Origin of the sequence: Moraxella nonliquefaciens (genome assembly GCF_001679005.1) — a bacterium.
GTDB classification, from domain to species: Bacteria; Pseudomonadota; Gammaproteobacteria; order Pseudomonadales; family Moraxellaceae; genus Moraxella; species Moraxella nonliquefaciens.
Map to the genome: position 1 here is coordinate 180,081 of NZ_LXTW01000012.1, position 17,821 is coordinate 197,901.

A 17,821-nucleotide genomic window follows, 5' to 3' on the forward strand; every position below is an offset into this window, starting at 1 on the left:
AACACTTTCATATTATATATTATAAGAGAAATAGGCAACTCATGGCACTCCCTAAAAAACCCAACACACGCACCAAAAATACCATCAAAGCCACCAAAACCACCAAAAAAACAACCAAAACCGCCAAGAATGGCATGGCTGATGGCTCTGTATCAGGCAAAGCTAAGTCTTTGGTTATTGTTGAGTCGCCTGCCAAAGCCAAAACCATTAATAAATATCTGGGTTCAGATTATATCGTGCGTTCTAGCGTGGGTCATGTGCGTGATTTGCCTGTCTCAGGAGCGGGTAAGGTTAAAAAAGCCGATGAAATGGGACTGTCTCGTGAACAAAAGGCATACAATGCTTTGGTTCGCCGTATGGGGGTCAATCCTGAAAATGACTGGCAGGCTCATTATGAGATTTTGCCCAACAAAACCAAAGTCATCAAAGAGTTAAAGGCACTTGCCAAAGACGCTGATACCATTTATTTGGCAACAGACTTAGACCGTGAAGGAGAAGCGATTGCGTGGCACTTAAAAGAGGTCATTGGGGGGGCAGACAGCAAGTATCGCCGTGTGGTGTTCAATGAGATTACCAAATCTGCCATCACCGAAGCTTTTGAACACCCCATTCACCTAAATTATGACCGTGTCAATGCCCAGCAAGCACGTCGATTCTTAGACCGTGTGGTTGGTTTTATGGTGTCGCCGCTTTTATGGGCAAAGGTCGCTCGTGGCCTGTCAGCTGGGCGTGTGCAGTCGGTTGCAACTCGCCTTGTTGTGGAAAAAGAGTGTGAAATTCGTGCCTTTACCCCCACTGAATATTGGCAAATTCATGCTGACACTCTAAGTGATTCAAAGGAGGGTATTTACCTAGAAGCCATCCGTCAAGATGGTAAAGAGTTAAGCCTTGCCAATGAATATGAAGCGAAAGCGGTCGTTGATGTTTTAAACGCCAATCCCTTCATCGTCTGCCAACGTGAGCAAAAACCCACTCAATCCAAGCCGTCCGCCCCTTTTATCACATCCACCTTACAGCAATCAGCAAGCACACGTTTGGGCTTTAACGTCAAAAAAACAATGCTACTTGCCCAACGTCTGTATGAAGCAGGTCATATTACCTATATGCGTACTGACAGTACATTTTTAAGTGCAGATGCTTTATCAAGTGTGCGTACGTATATTGAATCTAATTATGGCAGTCAATATCTACCAAAAAACCCCAATGTCTATGGCAATAAACAAAATGCCCAAGAAGCCCATGAGGCCATTCGTCCGTCCGATGTATCGGTGCTGTCGGTTCATCTAAACGACATGGAACCAGACGCCCAAAGACTTTATGAGTTGATTTGGCGACAGTTTGTGGCATGCCAAATGCCTCCTGCCCGCTATCTGTCCATGACCTTGACTGTATCATCTGGCAATGTAGAATTAAAGGCAAAAGGGCGTGTCATGACCTTTGATGGCTACACCAAAGCCCAACCTCCTGCCAAAAGTGATGATGTGCTACTGCCTGATGTCAAAGTGGGCGAGAGTTTGATGGTAAACGAGATTATCCCAAGCCAGCATTTTACCAAACCGCCCGCTCGCTACACCGAAGCGAGTCTTGTAAAAGAGCTTGAAAAACGTGGCATTGGGCGACCATCTACTTACGCATCTATCATCTCCACCATTCAAGAGCGTGGCTATGTCCGCACCGAAAACAAACGCCTATTTGCCGAAAAAATGGGCGACATTGTAACCGACCGCTTGACAGGCAGTTTTCCTGACCTTATGGACTACACTTTTACCGCCAATTTGGAGGATAAACTTGACCATGTGGCAGAAGGGAATGTGGATTATAAGGCGGTGCTTGATGAGTTTTACGGTGATTTTAAGGGCAGATTAGAAACCGCCAAAGCCAAAGATGGCATGAAACCCAATGACCCCACAGACGTGCCTGACGTGCATTGCGATTTGTGCGGTCGCCCCATGCAGATTCGCACAGGTGGCACGGGCGTGTTTTTGGGTTGCACAGGCTATCACTTGCCACCAAAAGAGCGGTGTAAGGGAACAAAAAATCTCATGGCGGTAGAGGCTTTTGCCAATCAAACATCAGATAAATCAGACAATGAGTCGGATGAGATTTTGTCATTGCTTGAAAAGAAGCGTTGCCCTAAATGCCACACAGCGATGGATGGTTATATCGTGGATGGGGGATTAAAGTTGCACGTTTGTGGTAATAACCCTGATTGTGATGGCTATCTCTTAGAAAAAGGCGTGTTTGAAACCCACAAAGGCAATGACGCACCAACCATTGACTGCGACAAATGCGATGGGCAAATGGAGCTAAAAACGGGGCGATTTGGGGCGTATTTTGCTTGCCAAAAATGCGACAACACCCGCAAAGTCCAAAAAGACGGACAACCTGCACCGCCACGCATGACGCCCATTTTAATGCCACATTTACGTTCAGTACGGTTTGATGACCATTATATCTTGCGAGAAGGAGCGGCTGGGCTGTTTTTGGCAGCGAGCAAGTTCCCCAAAATCCGTGAAACTCGTCCACCCAAAGTGGCAGAATTACAAGCCATACAAGGCGAGCTTGACCCTAAATTTCATTATTTACTCTCTGCCCCTACAACCGACCCTGATGGTAATCCGACCATTTTAAGATGGTCTCGCAAAAATGCACAGCAATATGTCGGTTCAGAAAAAGACGGTAAGGCAACCAAATTTGCGTTGATGTGGCAAAATGGGGCTTGGGTGAGTGAGTGATATGAAAAAGTTGGCGGTACTCATTGATGCAGATAATACATCTCACAAGACCATAGGGCTTGTACTACAAGAGATTGCCAAATATGGCGTGCCAATCGTCAAGCGTGTCTATGGCGATTGGAGTGGCGAGATTAATGAAAACGGCAAGCCAACCAATCGCCTACACGTTTGGCGTGATGTTTCGCTATCGCATGCCATTACACCCATTCAGCAGTTTGCCTACACCAAAGGCAAAGATGCCACGGACATGATGCTTATCATCAATGCCATGGATTTGCTGTATGGCAATCAATTAGATGGCTTTTGTATTATATCAAGCGACAGCGATTTTACTCCGCTTGCCAGTCGTATTCGTGAAAGTGGCTTGACGGTTTATGGATTTGGCAAAACCCAAACACCAAGTGCTTTTATCAATGCGTGCGACAAATTTATTTATATAGAAAATCTAACTCAAAACTATGTGGAAAATGATACCAATGAAATACTTGATAATAAGGAAAATTCATCACTACTGATGAAAAAAAATAAAACAGCAGACAACGCAAATACACTGCCAAAAGACAGCACTAAACAATCGTCTAGTGATATTAATCAAAAACCAACAACCATGCCTAATCAACAAGTTGAGGTAGACGAGCCAACTTTGCAACTTATTTATAAATCCATCAAAGATGTTGCGGATGATGATGGTTGGGCAAATTTATCTACGCTAGGCAATCACTTGGCAACCATTAAGCCTGATTTTGACACAAGAACTTATGGGCGTGCCAAACTATCAGGATTACTGCAATCATTAGATTTATTTGAGATAAAATTAGAGGGTTCACAAAAATTTGTAAGGAAGAAACCCAGTATCAAAGTGTTAAAAATCATTCATGATACAATTATAGATTATCGTGGTTTAAATAAATGGGTGTTTATTAATCCATTAGCAGTTGAGATTGCCAAAAGAAATCCAGATTTTAATCCTAGAATTTTTGGTTATCGAAATATTCAAGAAATTATCAAAGCCATTGAGAGTAAATATTTTGAATTAAATGCAGATAAAACACAAATTAAACTGCTATCAATAAAAGAGAAATAATTGCAACAATATTACCTTGTATTTTATCCAATTTTTGCGTACAATGGTTAAGTTACTTTTAATCAATTTCCAGTTAATTTTTAATTTTCTTTTTTATTTTAACCACGCTTCTAAGGAGCTGTCATGAAAAAATTTGCATTAGTACTAACGGCTGTTACTCTTGCACTAACAGGCTGTAACAACGCCAAAACACTTAACCAAACTGCCACATCAGCGGTTGTTTTGCCAGATTATCAACCATTTTCCAAGGTTTTCTCGTGCGATAACGGCATGACCCCATCTTTATACTATCCCAATGACAACCAAGTTGAACTGACTTTGCAAGGTGCGACCACTACTCTAAATGCTGCAACGAGAGGGTCAGGCTCACGTTATGTGTCAGAGACTGGCATCTTCGGTCATGGTGGCGAATGGCATGAAAAAGGCGACATGGCAATATTTAGTTATCCAGGCGTACACGGCACAGCTGAGGTAAGCTGTACTGCACAATAAGGCACGCCCTAAGTTGTAAGATACCAATACAAAACACCGCTCGTTCGGTGTTTTGTTTTATCATTTGTTTTGTTTTATTATTGATGAATAACGCTTTTTAAATCAGGAAAAATCATGACAAAGCTATTGCGTTTGGTGAGTTTTTTGGAGGGGGTATCCTTCATCCTGCTTTTGGGGATTGCCATGCCTTTAAAGTACATGATGGACAAGCCATTTTTGGTGTCATATGCAGGTATGTTCCATGGGGCGATGTTTGTGTTGTTTATTGTGCTGCTACTTTTGGCGTGTCAGGTAAAGGGCTGGTCATTAAAAGTTTTTGTCATCGGACTTGTGGCTTCTGTTTTGCCATTTGTTCCATTTTGGTTTGAAAGATACATTCATAAGCTAGAACTGGCAGATGCCAAACTGCTGGATGCGACAGATGAGTGATGAGTAAAAAACCCTGATGAGATTCAGGGCTTACAAATGGCGGTGACGGAGAGATTCGAACTCTCGATACGCTATTAACGTATACACACTTTCCAGGCGTGCGCTTTCAACCACTCAGCCACGTCACCAATACCTAACAATTATAACAGGTTTTTTTAGTTTTGTCATCTTTTTTATTCGTTATTGGACAAGATTTAAGATGAAAAATGCCCATCGCCAACTTGTTAATTTTATCAAATTAAGATAGAATATTAACCATTTTGATTTAAGAGAAAACCTGTGCCTAGCTTGCCTGATTTTCTAAGCCATATTCTACAAGATAAAAATCCAGACATTCCCATGGCGACCGTTATTGCAGTGGCGGTACATGTCTTTGTGATTTTTGGGGTGAGTTTTAATGCAGATGTGTTGTCCAATGAGATGGCACAAGAAGTGGCGACGGTTTTAAGTGATAATAAAGAGAAAAATAAAGAAGCACGCTTTGTGGCAAATGCCAGTCAAGAGGGTGGCGGAGAGGTGCGTCAGCAGTTACGCCAAGAAACAACCATGATCAGTCCTGATGTCAGTGATGACATGGAGGAGACCCAAGACATTATTAACTTGCAAAAACAAAGCCGTCAAGAGGCCTACCAAGAAAATTATCTACGTACCACACTGTCTGTCCGCTATGTAAACAACCAAAATGACAACAATACCAAAAAAAATCAAAACGATTTGGAGTCCCAAGAAGAACGTATTCGTAAAAAAATTCGTACACTTGAAGCTCAACTGTCTCAAAAACAGCAAGTTTTTTCATCCAAATCCAACATTCACACGGTTAATAGCAATGCAACCACACATGGGGTTGCGGCAGGATATTTGGAAAATTTTCGTCGCCATGTTGAGCGTATCGCCAATCAATATTATCCCAATGAAGCACGTCGCAATAATATCATGGGCGATGTTCGTTTGATGGTGATTATCTCACCCGATGGTTATGTCAAAGCGATTCGTCTGCTTGAATCGTCAGGTTCTGCCATATTAGACGAAGCTGCCAAGCAATCGGTTCGTCAATCTGCTCCTTATGGTCATTTTGATGAAGAGATGGGTAAGCTTAGCGAGATTAGAATCATTCGTACATGGCGATATAGTGATAAAATTGAAGTAACCAATTAACACAATTTTGATAAACCCTAAATTATGACAAAACAAACCCCCGCTCCGATTCTTGACGAACTGAAAAATAGTGCCGAACAGTCCGCCGAACGCCTAGAAAGCACCGCATCAAAAACAGGCGAGATGGTGGCGGAGACTACCCGAGAGGTTGTTACGGGTACGACCAAAACCGTAGAGACCGCCAGTGATTATACCCTAGAATTGCTCGGTATTACGGTGGATACTCGCACGCTCATCGCCAACTCTGCTGAATTTGCCATCAAGGCCATGCTTGCCATCATCATATTTTATGTAGGTAAATGGATTGGTAAACGTATTGTCAATCTTGCCAAACATGCCATGGTACGTGGTTCAATAGATGCAACAGCAGTTAGCTTCTTGGGTAATCTGCTCTATGGGGTCATGTTGGCAGCGGTTACTTTGGCATCGCTAAACCAGCTTGGTATTAGCACCACCTCTTTTGTGGCGGTACTTGGTGCCATGACTGTCGCCATTGGTGTGTCCTTAAAAGATCAGGTATCAAACTTAGCGGCAGGTGTGCTGATTGTGGTATTTCACCCTTTTCGCCGTGGCGACTATGTGGAGATTGGAGGGCATACAGGCACTGTTCAAGAGATTACCTTGGTAAGCACTCGCATACGAACGCCCAATAACCATGAGGTCATCATCCCTAACGGCGACATCATGACATCAGCAAGCACCAACTATTCATCTTTACCTAACCGCCGTGTGGAGGTGGCTGTGGGTATCGGTTATGACAGCGATATCAAGACCGCACGCCATCTTATGATACAAGTTGCAGATGAGCATGAATTGGTATTAAAAGACCCCAAACCCATTGTGCGTGTAACGGAACTTGCTGACAGTTCGGTGAACCTTATCCTGTATCTGTGGACCGATAATGATAACTGGTGGGTGGTACACTGTGATCTGTTAGAACGCATCAAATATGTCTTTGATGAGGGGAATATCAACATTCCTTTTCCTGTTCGGACATTGCAGATTGATGGACTTGATGAGATGTTGATGACAGCCAAAGACATTGAACTTTCAAATAAGATGAAGTAGACAGTAACCAATCATTTTTATTTTGGCTCATTTAGGTCATTTATTGGTGGTAATGATTATTATGACAACGCCCAAATCCATTCTTTTTGTCTGCCTTGGTAATATTTGCCGTAGCCCATCTGCCCAAGCAGTTATGGAAAAACTTGCAAAAAATCAAGGACTTAGCATCCATTTTGACTCAGCAGGTACGGGCAATCATCATGTGGGCGAAAAGCCTGACCCACGTGCGATAGACGTTGGTAACATGCTTGGTTTTGACTTATCTTACCTTAGAGCAAGACAATTATCCATGCAAGATTTTTATGAATTTGACGTGATTTTTGCGATGGATAACAGTAATTTAACCAATATCAAAAAAGTCATGCCAAACGATGCTACCGCACAGGTGTTGCTTTTTGATGATTTTGCCAAACAAGAAGTTGCCGACCCTTATTATGGCGATTTGGGTGATTTTAGGATAATGTTTGGGCATATTAAACGTGTCAGCAAACAATGGCTAACACATTGGCAACATGGTCATCATCATGGCTGACATCATACCCAACCATGACCTATCGCACAACAACACCATGGCACTCTCTTGCACTGCTTGTCATGCGATGATTTTGGATGATGCCGATACGCTTGGTGATGACATTGCTGCTGCCATAGATTTTGCCAAATGCCATGAGTTGCCGTTATTTGTCCTATCCTATGGCAGTAATGTGATTTTGCCAAATGTACTCAATGCCCTTGTACTAATGCCCAAAATACAAGGCATTGAAGTTGTGCAAGAGACCAATGATGGCATCACTTTGCAAGTTGCTTGTGGAGAAAACTGGCATGACTTGATAAAAACATGTCTGAATAAAGGTTATTTTGGTCTTGAAAATCTGGCTCTAATCCCAGGGCTTGTAGGAGCGTGTCCTGTGCAAAATATCGGAGCATACGGCGTGCAAGTCTCTGATTTTATCACAAAAGTCATCGCTTATGATTTGACAGATGGACAAAGGTATGAATTTGATAACACCGCGTGTCAGTTTGGTTACCGTTACAGTTTCTTTAAGGCCAATGCAGGACGGTATTTGATTAGCCATGTCATTTTCACCCTTCACAAAGACCCAAAGGTCTTGACAAATTATGGTGATTTGGCAAGTTTGGCACAAGAATTTGCCAACAACAACAAACGAGACGCCCCCCATCCCATTGACGTATTTCATGCAGTCATTAGCATTCGTCAAAGTAAACTGCCAGACCCTGCTGTTTTGGCAAATTGTGGTTCATTTTTTCAAAATCCGATTGTTTCTATGAGTCAATTTACCATTTTAAAAGAACAATTTGCCAATTTGTCAGGTCATCTCATCACTGATGATTTGATAAAAATCCCCGCAGGCTGGCTCATTGAGCAGGCAGGATTAAAGGGTGGGGGTGTGGCACCAATTTTAACATATGATAAGCAAGCCCTTGTATTAACCAATCATGCTCCACACATTGCCACACAAGATGACATTCGCACGGCTCAGGAATTTATCGTGCGTGCCGTGCAGGACAAGTTTGGCATAACTTTGGTGCGTGAACCTGTGTGGGTGGTATGATGGGTGTGAGGCGAGAGCGTCTTTGGCAAGCGACAACAACCTTGACAATCGTCGGTGGACTGACTGCTTTATCGGTATTTACGCCCATTTTTGCCAACGTTGGGGTGTTTGTCCTTGATGTATTTAGCAAAACTACCCTAAGCGTAAATGATGATTCACCGACTGCCATCGTGTTATTGGGGGGTGGACTTATCAAAAAAGATGGTAAGATTGCTCTAAATCACTACACTCAAAGCCGTGCTGATACTGCCATTGGTATTCATGATGGCACCATGCCCATCATCACCAGTGGGGTAGAATCGCCGTGGCTTCAAGACTATATTGAAGAAAAACACCCCCAAGCGTTCATTATCAGCGATAACGCCAGCATGAATACTTGTGAGAATGCCATTTTTACCGCCAAACTGCTTGCTCATCATGAACTGGGTGAGAGCGTGTATTTGGTTACTGACCGTTATCATATGGCACGAGCAAGACGACAATTTGCACAGGCTGGCATTAGCACAATACCACAACCTGCACCGCTTACTATACCGCTTTCATGGGGCAACGGGCATAATAATTGGGTGCATTCACGGCGAACGATTTATGAAATGATGGCATTGGCACGAGACATTTTACGACCACAAAATAACTGTCGCATGGCAGATGAGATTAGTTTAGAAGAGATCAGTACACCCAGACGTGAACCAAAAATATTTTTTTAGAATTTCGCCCATTATTTTAAAAATATTTAAAAAATTCACAAAAAAAGGCTTGCATTATTTAAAAATTTAGCTATAATACGCACCCAAGGAAGCTTGGCAGAGCGGTTGAATGCACCGGTCTTGAAAACCGGCGTGGGTTCATAGCCCACCGAGAGTTCGAATCTCTCAGCTTCCGCCATTATTGAAAAACCGTCCTTTTGGGCGGTTTTTTTCTGACCAAAAATAAAAGGGAAAAAGACAAAAAAGAGTGTTCATAGGGGTAATTGATGCACGTTTTATGAGTGTTAGGTGTTGTTTGGGCGGACACTTATCTTTAAAACTAAAATTTAAATCTTTAAAATTCAAAATGTTGATACATTAAAACAAAAACTGTTAAAATCACTGATTTAACCTGTATCATCAGTCCAGCAAAAGCACACCATTTGGGGCAAAATCATTTATTTTTGGACTGTTTTGGGCTACAATAACTCAAATTCATCACATTTGTCATCATGTCTCTTATCCGCAAACGCAAACTCACCAAAAACCAAACCCGTCAAATCAAAAAAAACCAAGAAGCCATCACCGATGATGGTACTTTTGCCACAGGCGTGGTGGTGTCGCATTTTGGCAAGCAGTTAGACGTTCAAATCACCGTCCTGCCCCAAATCATGCCAAAAGCATCTTTAACGGTTGGGCAGATATGGCGGTGTCATGCTCGCACTAATCTGCCCATGTTAACCACAGGCGATGTGGTTAAATTTAGCCTTGATGATATCGCAGGCACAGGACGCATTGAACAGCTGCTGCCACGCACAACCCTAATCACACGACCTGACCGCTACCATAAGGTCAAGCCTGTTGCCAGTAATGTGGCAATTTTGGTGATTGTTTTTGCTCCCCTGCCTAAGCCTGCCACAGGATTGATTGACCGTTATATTTTGGTAGCACGATTGTCCAATATTAGACCCCTGTTGGTACTAAATAAGGCAGATTTGTTAGATGAGCATCCAGAAGTGGTGCAGATTTATCAAGAATATCAATCACTTGGGCGAAGATACGGTTTTGATGTCATTCAAAGCTCTGGTGTGGACATGATGGGGCTGGATACATTAAAATCACACATTGAAGGCAGGCTTGCCATCTTTGCAGGGCAGTCAGGTGTGGGTAAGTCTAGCCTGATAAACCACATCTTGCCCCATGCCAAGCAGTCCACGAACATCATATCGGTAGGTTCGCAGTTGGGTCAGCACACCACGACAACCAGTCGCTTGCTTGCTTATGATATGGGTGATTTGACAAAGGGCGGAATCATTGATACGCCCGGCATTCGTGAATATGGCATTTGGCACTTATCGGCAGATGACATTTTAAAGGGATTTGATGAACTCAATGACTTGCATGGTGCATGTCAGTTTCGAGATTGTAGCCACGCCCCCAATGCCAAAGGCTGTGCATTTTGGCAGGCGGTGGCGGATGGGGTGGTATTGTCTTGGCGTGTTGAGAATTTTAATGAGATGGTAGCAGAAGCCAAGCAGGGACAAGCGTGATAAAATAACCAAAATGAGTGCAATTATGACAAATAACAGGTATAATATCAGTTTTTAAAATTTTGGAGCAACCATGGAACGTTGGTTTGAGTTTATGGGCAATCACCCGTTTTTATTCGGACTGCTCTTTGTCTTTGCTATCATGTTTTTTAGTATTGAGAATAAACGCAGCGGTAAGAAAATTTCCCCCCAAGCGTTGGGATTGTTGGTTAATAATGACAATGCGACGTTGATTGACATTCGTCCTGCCAATAAATTTGCCACAGGGCATATCGCAGGTTCTCGCAACATTGCCTTTACTGAGCTTAAAAACCATCTGCCAGAGTTACAAGCGATGACCAATCCCATCGTCTTTATTTGTGATATTGGCATGCAGGCGGGCATGGCGGTGCAACTGGTCGGCAAACCCAATGCCATGCGACTAGAAGGAGGCATTGCTAATTATCAAGCACAAGGCTTACCTTTGGTTGGTGTAAAAACGGCAAAAAAATAACCTTGTAGCACCTCTCAAACCGCTCTTGAAATATTCAAACTCACCATTATATAAGAGCGGTACATAATATTTTATAACATTTCACAACATGTAGGATGATTATGCAACCTGTAACCATTTATGTTAAACAAACCTGCCCCTATTGTATCAGTGCCAAGCGACTGTTAGAGCATAAAGGTGTGGTGTATACTGAATTTGATGTAACCAAGATGAACCAAACAGAGCTTGAAGAGGTTGCTGTTAAGACCAATCATCATCGCACTGTGCCAAAGATTTTCATCGGCGACACTTTTATCGGTGGTTTTGATGACCTTAACAGATTAGACAAAGAAGGCAGACTTGACAAAATGTTAAGTATTGATTAATAATAATGTTAATTTTTGATTGATAATAGAGACATTGTATGTTTCAAACTGATGAGGTTGTGATGACTTTATCAATGGTTTTTTGATTTGGGTGAGTGTGTTTATCATTTGAGTCAAAAGTATTTTAAGTTAAAAGGAGGCTATCATGGCTGACGAACAAACCGCCCCACAATTGGGTTTAGAGCGTATTTATGTCAAGGACATCTCATTGGAGGTGCCAAGTGCTGAGGTGTTTACCAAAGAGTGGCAACCTGAGTTGGACATTGGTTTGACTACGACCAGTTCTGATTTAGATGAAGACCACAAAGAGGTGATATTGACTGTGAGCGTTACTGCCAAAAATGCAGATAGCACCGCATTCATCGCTGAGGTACAACAAGCAGGGATTTTCTTGCTACGTAATATCCCAGAGGCGGACATGCCACACCTATTGAATGCTTATTGCCCCAATGTGCTGTTCCCTTATGCTCGTGAGGTCATCAGTGACATCATCGCACGTGGCAGTTTCCCACAGCTTTTACTTGCTCCTGTCAATTTTGATCAAGCATTTTTACAAAGCCAAGCCCAAGCTGATGGTAATGCCTAATTGTTAGATGAAGTTTTGATTTATAAATGTCCGTCAAGTCTCATTCGTTCATGATGTTTGATGGATAACAAAAACCCCAAAAGTCATGCTTTTGGGGTTTTTGGCGTGATAAATCTGAAAAATCAGGCAACAACCTCTATCGCACCGTGGTCATCACAATGGTCGCCATGCTGATGGTGCAAACGTCCATCCACGACATAACAAATGTGGTCGCCATGTGGTATGGCGTCATGTCCACAGCCTTCGCCATGAACGTGGTCGTGGCAGTGATGAGCTTGGTTGCACTCATCAGGATTTTGCTGATTGATTTCTAGCACGTGTTCATCAACATGGTCGCCATGCTGATGGTGCAAATGTCCATCATGCAGATAATCCACATGGTCGTCATGAACAATGGCAGTATGTCCACAGCCTTCGCCATGAACGTGGTCGTGGTTGGGGTGAATGGTGCAAGTCATGATATGCTCCTTAGATGATATTAATAAAGGATTGATGATGATTAACATGAACATTCTAAGCACATCATGACATAAAGTAAAGGTTATAGAATTTCAAAACGGCAGGTTTTTGGGGTTTTTATAATAATTATTCATGGTTTTTTATTTTTATAAATAAACTATTATAGTTCTGGCAGTTCATCATCAGCTTTTGCAAGGTGTTTTAAGATTTTGATGTACTCATCTTTTTGGTTTAATAATTCATCTTTATGGGCGATGATTAGTCTTAACTTTTCTATGTCGTTGTGCAACTGATGAATCTGTTCTTGTAGTTTTTCGTTGTTGTTATAATAATTGTTATTGCCGTGATAATTCTCACCGATTTGATAAACCACGCTTTTGCTGTCAAGTTTTAACAGTTCAAATAATTTAACACCAAATAGGCTTGCAATTTCATCTAAGCGTTCTAGGCTAGGCGTACTTTTTCCTGTCTCTATCTTAGCATAACCATTGCGGGTTAGCCCCAATTTTTCTGCCATTTGTTCTTGTGTCCAGTTACGCTCTTCACGAAGTTCACGAATGGTGTCAAAATCAATCATAAAAAACCTATTTTTAATAAAAGACTACTGTCAGTTGGCAGATGTAGAGTGTGGGTTGGTTCAACTTTTGGGTAAATTATTGTAACATATCAGAAATTTTTTGGCAAATTAAATTCCATTAAAATGAATGATATATCCCAAGTCATCTCACTGCTAAAAAGGCATACAAAGATCATTGGCAATCAGTTTATTATCTCTGGCTACCAACATCAATCCATCTGGTCTTCTGGTGTATTAGAGGAAGTCTCTTATCTGCTTTTGATTGCTTATGTCAATCTGATGCAAAGTGACGGTATGGATACTCATAAACGAGTATTGATTGATAAAGTGGTTGATGAATGGGCAGGGATAATAACTGGTATTTTAAATCATCAAAATACACCACAAAATAAAATGATGATTAAGCAAAGATTAAATGAAAAATCCATCAAATATACACCCATTATTGATCAAATGCTTGGCGAGCGATTAGATAATAATCCTGATGACGAAGTATTTTATTTTTGATGGGTTGTGCTGATATTTGACATATAAAACAGCTCAAACATCGCATTTGGCACATGGTCATTTAAAGTTTAAGGTGGTTAATTAAAGACAATGGATAGGTTTTTTTCTTTGTGTTTATTGTGGTGGCAGTTGGTTATCTATGGACGGATAACCATAATCGCAAGCAGAAACAACAATTTATACAAACAATTTATCAATGTGAAATTAAGACAAAAAGTCAACCAAAAGATGATGGTAGCATTTGTTTGGCTGATGGTGATATTCCTTGTCATTTGTTAAAAAACTGGGATAAAGTTGAGGGTATGCTTTGTTTGGCTGAAAATTACCGTAAAGGTGCTGATATTTTATTTGGCGATGAAAAATACGGACAAGATTTACAAAAATCTCTATACTGGTATGAACAACTTGCTTTTGATGGCTATCCTGATGCTCAATTTGAAATGGCAAAAATTCATGAGCAGGGAATTGGCGTATCCCAAGATTTAAAAAATGCCAATGCTTGGTATTATCAAGCCTATTTATCTGGCAATTTAGAAGCTGGGTTTGTGTTAGCCAATCATTTGGCACAAGGTAGAGGCATAGAGAAAAATCATCAGCAAGCACTATTATTATATAATGAGTTGGTAGGTTTACACTATGAACCCGCTATTTTTAGAATGGGAGAGATTTATTATAAAGGACTGTTCGGTATTGAAAAAAATAGAGAAATCGCCTTATAATATTTTCAAAAAATTCCCAATTATCAAGGTGTGTCTGGATTTGATGGGATGATAGAAAAAATCCAAAGGGAAATCTCACTGGAAAATTCAATGACACAAAAACAACTTGAATTACAAACCCCACAAACACAGTATTCAAATACCAATAAGTATTATCCGTCCGAGTATTATGGGCATTCTCATGAATGCACCGCCATTTGTTATGACGGCACGTGTTCTAAAAGTCTAGGCAGGCGTGGTGTTTGTTCATCACATGGCGGTGTCAAGCATTGGCTTAGATAGGCTTTACATGCGTGGGGATAAAATGCCCCATTTTCGCCCCCTTAATCGCCAAATATTCGGCATTAAATGGATTGACACCCACCAGTAACGGCACTCGCTCCACCACCTCAATCCCCAACGCCTGCAAATAGGCAAGTTTGTTTGGGTTGTTAGTCAACAGTCTGGCTTTATCAATGCCAACGTGTTTTAGCATAACCTCACACATCTCATAAGTACGAGCATCCGCTGGCAGATTAAGCATGAGATTGGCATCTAGCGTATCATGTCCTTGGTCTTGTAGAGCGTAGGCACGGATTTTATTCACAAGCCCAATGCCACGCCCCTCTTGACGCAGATAGAGTATCGCCCCACAGCCGTGGGCTTGTATCATTTGCATGGCGGTATTAAGCTGTGGGCCACAGTCGCATTTTAATGAACCAAAAGCATCGCCTGTTAAGCACTCTGAATGAATGCGAATGAGCGCAATGGCATCAGGGTCGGCAGATGGCAACCCCACGCTTAGTAAAACATGTTCTTGACCGTGTTCGTTTTCAAAGGCATGAATGATAAAATCGCCATGCACGGTAGGCAAGTTGGCTTTGCTGATAAATTGATACAAAATTTTCCCCAAAACGTACAATGATGGGGCGTGCTGTCCTTATTGTGTCATCAATGTTGGCACGCCCTGATTAACTTGTGAATAAATTGTGAATAATTTGTGAATTAAATGGTGCTGCTATGGCAAATTAAAAGGCTATCTTGTAAAATAAGCCACTCATTTAAGTTTAAGTTTGGCTTTGCTATCATCAAGTTTGGCATTATACCCCAAATTTGTCATGATTTAACATAACTTTGCAAAGATGACTTTTGAAAAATCAAAATCTGGAACACTAGCCTTATGCCAACCTCTGTTCACACCCCACGCACCTTTACGCACCTGCCCATCTCTCGCCCAACGACACCACTTTTGGATAAAGTGAATTTACCCAGAGATTTAAAGACGTTAAGCACCGATGAGCTGTGCCAATTATCTGATGAATTGCGTGAGTATTTGCTCTATTCGGTCGGTCAAAGTGGTGGACATTTTGGGGCAAATTTGGGTGTGGTAGAGCTGACGGTTGTTTTGCATGCCATTTATGACACACCTTATGATAAACTTGTGTGGGATGTGGGGCATCAAGCGTATGCCCATAAAGTGTTGACAGGTCGCCGTGATGAGCTTTTGCATATCCGTGCCAAAGGCGGTTTGACGGCATTTCCTGAGCGAGGTGAGAGTGAGTACGACACCTTTGGCGTGGGACATAGCTCTACCTCCATATCAGCAGGGCTTGGCATGAGTTTGGCAAGTCGTATCAAAGGCGAAAACCGCAAAGTGGTGGCAATCATCGGAGACGGGGCGATGACGGGGGGTATGGCGTTTGAGGCAATGAATGACGCTGTTCAGCAAAATGCTGATTTGACGGTGGTGCTAAACGATAATGACATGTCAATCTCGCAAGCCATTGGTGGATTTAGTCGCCATTTGGCACGTTTATGGCAACGTGGGCTGGCTTTTGACATTGATAAACATGGCAATATCTTGATGATAAAGCGTGAGATTAGCCCTGATGACAGGCGGGTTCGCCATTATATACACATGGCAAATGGGGCAAAAGAAACCCTAGAAAAAATCCCTGCCAAACTCGGTGGCAATCTTGTGCAAAACATTGGCAATCTCTTTGGTAAAAATGCCCCGCCCATGCCCTTGTCTGATAAAATCGCTGAAAAAGTGCATGACCATATTTTCCCTGATAACCTATTTAAGGCGATTGGTTTTACCTATCTTGGGCCCTTTGATGGACATGATTTGCCAAAACTTTTACAAGTATTTCGGCGTGCCAAACAGTTAAAAGGGGCGGTGCTGATTCATGTGCATACGGTTAAGGGTAAGGGCTTTTTGCCTGCTGAGGCTGACCCCATTACCTATCATGCCATTGGCAAATTACCCAAAAACGAGCCGCCAAAAACTGATAAAATAGACCCTGCCTCAAAACCCCAAAAGTACTCGGACGTATTTGGGCGGTGGCTTATGGATAACGGCACAGACGAGTGCATGGTTGCCATTACCCCTGCCATGAGTGAGGGCTCTGGGATGGTGGCATTTGCCAAGGCTTATCCTGATAAATTTTTTGATGTGGCAATAGCCGAACAGCATGCCGTAACCTTAGCAGGGGGTATGGCGACAGGTGGATTAAAGCCTGTGGTGGCGATTTATTCTACTTTTTTACAACGTGGCTATGACCAACTCATTCATGACATTGCCTTACAAAATCTGGATGTAACTTTTGCCATAGACCGAGCGGGACTTGTGGGCGAAGATGGTGCAACTCATGCAGGCGTGTTTGATTTGGCGTATTTGCGTTGTGTGCCAAATGTTGTCATTGCTGCTCCAAGCGATGAACATGAATGCTATCATTTGCTTAGTGCTTGTTATGCCTATCAAGGCACAAGTGCCATTCGCTATCCTAGGGGTGTGGGTGTGGGGCGACAGATTGTCAAGGACATTGATGAGAGTTTTGCCATTGGTCGGGCGAGAGTGGTATGGCAATCAGATGGTTTTATCGCCAAAGATAAAAAAGCATCAGACAAAAAAATCGCCATGCTTGCCTTTGGTACACGCCTATATGACGCTCTGTCAGCAAGTCAAACATTCGCCCAAACGACAGACACGCCCATGACGGTGGTGGACATGCGGTGGGTCAAACCGCTTGACAATGAGCTGATAGATGAGCTTATCGGGCAGGGCGTTACGCATTTTATCACAGTAGAGGAGCATCAGCGTATGGGTGGGGCAGGCTCTGCGGTGGGCGAGTATTTGGCAAGTGTGGGCTATGGTGGTTCTCTTGTGCAAATTGGCATTGATGATGTGTTTGTTGCCCATGGCAGTCATGATGAGCAGTTGGCACAATGCAGGCTAGATGGGACAGGGATTTTGGAGTGGTTGAATAAACCAAAAAGATAGATTGATTTAAAAATTTTGTATAAAATAGTAATCCAATCAATTTGTTTTACAAAGGTGTGAATAAATGAACTATCCTGAAA

Annotated in this window: 20 protein-coding genes and 2 tRNA genes; 18 read left to right on the forward strand and 4 right to left on the reverse strand. The window is 42.3% G+C overall.

Annotation, left to right across the window (positions count from 1 at the left end; translation table 11 throughout):
• Nucleotides 1–134 precede the first annotated feature (134 nt).
• From topA to A7456_RS05020, 4 genes are all read left to right on the forward strand, one after another.
• Nucleotides 135–2,735 carry a type I DNA topoisomerase gene (gene topA / locus A7456_RS05005; protein WP_067008622.1) on the forward strand — a complete coding sequence of 867 codons (2,601 nt, stop codon included), beginning with the start codon at nucleotides 135–137 and terminating at the stop codon, nucleotides 2,733–2,735.
• A 1-nt stretch (nucleotide 2,736) separates the two neighbouring features.
• A complete protein-coding gene (locus A7456_RS05010) occupies nucleotides 2,737–3,819 on the forward strand; it encodes an NYN domain-containing protein (protein WP_067008222.1) in 1,083 nt (360 codons plus the stop codon).
• 123 nt (nucleotides 3,820–3,942) lie between these two features.
• The gene (locus A7456_RS05015) at nucleotides 3,943–4,311 is read left to right on the forward strand and encodes an MliC family protein (RefSeq protein ID WP_067008225.1); all 369 of its coding nucleotides are present in this window, start codon (nucleotides 3,943–3,945) and stop codon (nucleotides 4,309–4,311) included.
• 114 nt (nucleotides 4,312–4,425) lie between these two features.
• The gene (locus A7456_RS05020; RefSeq protein WP_067008228.1) at nucleotides 4,426–4,740 is read left to right on the forward strand and encodes a DUF3817 domain-containing protein; all 315 of its coding nucleotides are present in this window, start codon (nucleotides 4,426–4,428) and stop codon (nucleotides 4,738–4,740) included.
• Between the two features lie 37 nt (nucleotides 4,741–4,777).
• On the opposite strand, the gene A7456_RS05025 is transcribed toward A7456_RS05020, so the two are convergent.
• Nucleotides 4,778–4,868: transfer RNA gene (locus A7456_RS05025), tRNA-Ser, on the reverse strand.
• 151 nt (nucleotides 4,869–5,019) lie between these two features.
• Between A7456_RS05025 and A7456_RS05030 the strand changes: the two genes are divergently transcribed.
• From A7456_RS05030 to secB, 10 genes are all read left to right on the forward strand, one after another.
• On the forward strand, nucleotides 5,020–5,895 hold the full coding sequence (locus A7456_RS05030) for an energy transducer TonB (protein ID WP_066892069.1): 876 nt from the start codon (nucleotides 5,020–5,022) through the stop codon (nucleotides 5,893–5,895).
• 24 nt (nucleotides 5,896–5,919) lie between these two features.
• Entirely contained in the window at nucleotides 5,920–6,963 is a 1,044-nt protein-coding gene (locus A7456_RS05035; protein ID WP_082995450.1) for a mechanosensitive ion channel family protein, read from the forward strand.
• A 61-nt stretch (nucleotides 6,964–7,024) separates the two neighbouring features.
• Complete coding sequence (locus tag A7456_RS05040) at nucleotides 7,025–7,495, forward strand: low molecular weight protein-tyrosine-phosphatase (RefSeq protein WP_067008230.1); 471 nt, start codon at nucleotides 7,025–7,027, stop codon at nucleotides 7,493–7,495.
• Entirely contained in the window at nucleotides 7,488–8,537 is a 1,050-nt protein-coding gene (murB, locus tag A7456_RS05045) for a UDP-N-acetylmuramate dehydrogenase (protein ID WP_067008626.1), read from the forward strand. The genes A7456_RS05040 and murB overlap by 8 nt, the downstream gene beginning before the upstream one ends.
• Nucleotides 8,534–9,244: a YdcF family protein gene (locus A7456_RS05050; RefSeq protein WP_227713291.1), complete on the forward strand. Its 711-nt coding sequence runs from the start codon at nucleotides 8,534–8,536 to the stop codon at nucleotides 9,242–9,244. The genes murB and A7456_RS05050 overlap by 4 nt, the downstream gene beginning before the upstream one ends.
• A gap of 87 nt (nucleotides 9,245–9,331) precedes the next feature.
• Nucleotides 9,332–9,422, forward strand: a tRNA-Ser gene (locus tag A7456_RS05055).
• Nucleotides 9,423–9,735: 313 nt separating this feature from the next.
• The gene (rsgA, locus tag A7456_RS05060; RefSeq protein WP_067008231.1) at nucleotides 9,736–10,773 is read left to right on the forward strand and encodes a ribosome small subunit-dependent GTPase A; all 1,038 of its coding nucleotides are present in this window, start codon (nucleotides 9,736–9,738) and stop codon (nucleotides 10,771–10,773) included.
• A 73-nt stretch (nucleotides 10,774–10,846) separates the two neighbouring features.
• Complete coding sequence (locus A7456_RS05065) at nucleotides 10,847–11,266, forward strand: rhodanese-like domain-containing protein (RefSeq protein ID WP_067008233.1); 420 nt, start codon at nucleotides 10,847–10,849, stop codon at nucleotides 11,264–11,266.
• Between the two features lie 101 nt (nucleotides 11,267–11,367).
• Nucleotides 11,368–11,631: a glutaredoxin 3 gene (gene grxC, locus A7456_RS05070; protein WP_066888830.1), complete on the forward strand. Its 264-nt coding sequence runs from the start codon at nucleotides 11,368–11,370 to the stop codon at nucleotides 11,629–11,631.
• 145 nt (nucleotides 11,632–11,776) lie between these two features.
• On the forward strand, nucleotides 11,777–12,217 hold the full coding sequence (gene secB / locus A7456_RS05075; protein ID WP_066888827.1) for a protein-export chaperone SecB: 441 nt from the start codon (nucleotides 11,777–11,779) through the stop codon (nucleotides 12,215–12,217).
• A 122-nt stretch (nucleotides 12,218–12,339) separates the two neighbouring features.
• Here the strand turns inward: secB and A7456_RS05080 are convergent, their stop codons facing one another.
• Together A7456_RS05080 and A7456_RS05085 are read right to left on the reverse strand one after the other, a co-directional pair.
• Nucleotides 12,340–12,675, reverse strand: a complete 336-nt coding sequence (locus A7456_RS05080; RefSeq protein ID WP_066888825.1) for a hypothetical protein — start codon at nucleotides 12,673–12,675, stop codon at nucleotides 12,340–12,342.
• A gap of 161 nt (nucleotides 12,676–12,836) precedes the next feature.
• The gene (locus A7456_RS05085; protein WP_067008236.1) at nucleotides 12,837–13,253 is read right to left on the reverse strand and encodes a helix-turn-helix transcriptional regulator; all 417 of its coding nucleotides are present in this window, start codon (nucleotides 13,251–13,253) and stop codon (nucleotides 12,837–12,839) included.
• A gap of 123 nt (nucleotides 13,254–13,376) precedes the next feature.
• Between A7456_RS05085 and A7456_RS05090 the strand changes: the two genes are divergently transcribed.
• The 3 genes from A7456_RS05090 to A7456_RS05100 all read left to right on the forward strand — a co-directional run bounded on the left by A7456_RS05090 (nucleotide 13,377) and on the right by A7456_RS05100 (nucleotide 14,761).
• Entirely contained in the window at nucleotides 13,377–13,760 is a 384-nt protein-coding gene (locus tag A7456_RS05090) for a hypothetical protein (RefSeq protein ID WP_066888821.1), read from the forward strand.
• Nucleotides 13,761–13,870: 110 nt separating this feature from the next.
• Nucleotides 13,871–14,479 (forward strand): tetratricopeptide repeat protein, encoded by a 609-nt coding sequence (locus tag A7456_RS05095; RefSeq protein WP_067008239.1) that lies wholly within the window; start codon nucleotides 13,871–13,873, stop codon nucleotides 14,477–14,479.
• Between the two features lie 90 nt (nucleotides 14,480–14,569).
• The gene (locus A7456_RS05100) at nucleotides 14,570–14,761 is read left to right on the forward strand and encodes a DUF3761 domain-containing protein (RefSeq protein WP_066888817.1); all 192 of its coding nucleotides are present in this window, start codon (nucleotides 14,570–14,572) and stop codon (nucleotides 14,759–14,761) included.
• Here the strand turns inward: A7456_RS05100 and ribA are convergent.
• Entirely contained in the window at nucleotides 14,754–15,362 is a 609-nt protein-coding gene (gene ribA, locus A7456_RS05105; RefSeq protein ID WP_067008631.1) for a GTP cyclohydrolase II, read from the reverse strand. The genes A7456_RS05100 and ribA overlap by 8 nt on opposite strands.
• Nucleotides 15,363–15,638: 276 nt before the next feature.
• Here ribA and A7456_RS05110 point away from each other — a divergent pair, with 276 nt between their 5' ends.
• On the forward strand, nucleotides 15,639–17,741 hold the full coding sequence (locus A7456_RS05110; RefSeq protein ID WP_067008242.1) for a 1-deoxy-D-xylulose-5-phosphate synthase: 2,103 nt from the start codon (nucleotides 15,639–15,641) through the stop codon (nucleotides 17,739–17,741).
• Nucleotides 17,742–17,821: the final 80 nt, after the last annotated feature.

Bases quoted from the DNA above. Each gene is read 5' to 3' on its own strand.
- secB (WP_066888827.1), top strand. From the start codon at position 11,777: ATGGCTGACGAACAAACCGCCCCACAATTGGGTTTAGAGCGTATTTAT.
- A7456_RS05010 (WP_067008222.1), top strand. From the start codon at position 2,737: ATGAAAAAGTTGGCGGTACTCATTGATGCAGATAATACATCTCACAAG.
- A7456_RS05080 (WP_066888825.1), bottom strand. From the start codon at position 12,675: ATGACTTGCACCATTCACCCCAACCACGACCACGTTCATGGCGAAGGC.
- A7456_RS05040 (WP_067008230.1), top strand. From the start codon at position 7,025: ATGACAACGCCCAAATCCATTCTTTTTGTCTGCCTTGGTAATATTTGC.
- A7456_RS05050 (WP_227713291.1), top strand. From the start codon at position 8,534: ATGATGGGTGTGAGGCGAGAGCGTCTTTGGCAAGCGACAACAACCTTG.
- A7456_RS05100 (WP_066888817.1), top strand. From the start codon at position 14,570: ATGACACAAAAACAACTTGAATTACAAACCCCACAAACACAGTATTCA.
- A7456_RS05085 (WP_067008236.1), bottom strand. From the start codon at position 13,253: ATGATTGATTTTGACACCATTCGTGAACTTCGTGAAGAGCGTAACTGG.
- A7456_RS05020 (WP_067008228.1), top strand. From the start codon at position 4,426: ATGACAAAGCTATTGCGTTTGGTGAGTTTTTTGGAGGGGGTATCCTTC.
- murB (WP_067008626.1), top strand. From the start codon at position 7,488: ATGGCTGACATCATACCCAACCATGACCTATCGCACAACAACACCATG.
- A7456_RS05015 (WP_067008225.1), top strand. From the start codon at position 3,943: ATGAAAAAATTTGCATTAGTACTAACGGCTGTTACTCTTGCACTAACA.
- topA (WP_067008622.1), top strand. From the start codon at position 135: ATGGCTGATGGCTCTGTATCAGGCAAAGCTAAGTCTTTGGTTATTGTT.
- A7456_RS05065 (WP_067008233.1), top strand. From the start codon at position 10,847: ATGGAACGTTGGTTTGAGTTTATGGGCAATCACCCGTTTTTATTCGGA.
- rsgA (WP_067008231.1), top strand. From the start codon at position 9,736: ATGTCTCTTATCCGCAAACGCAAACTCACCAAAAACCAAACCCGTCAA.
- A7456_RS05110 (WP_067008242.1), top strand. From the start codon at position 15,639: ATGCCAACCTCTGTTCACACCCCACGCACCTTTACGCACCTGCCCATC.
- grxC (WP_066888830.1), top strand. From the start codon at position 11,368: ATGCAACCTGTAACCATTTATGTTAAACAAACCTGCCCCTATTGTATC.
- A7456_RS05035 (WP_082995450.1), top strand. From the start codon at position 5,920: ATGACAAAACAAACCCCCGCTCCGATTCTTGACGAACTGAAAAATAGT.
- A7456_RS05090 (WP_066888821.1), top strand. From the start codon at position 13,377: ATGAATGATATATCCCAAGTCATCTCACTGCTAAAAAGGCATACAAAG.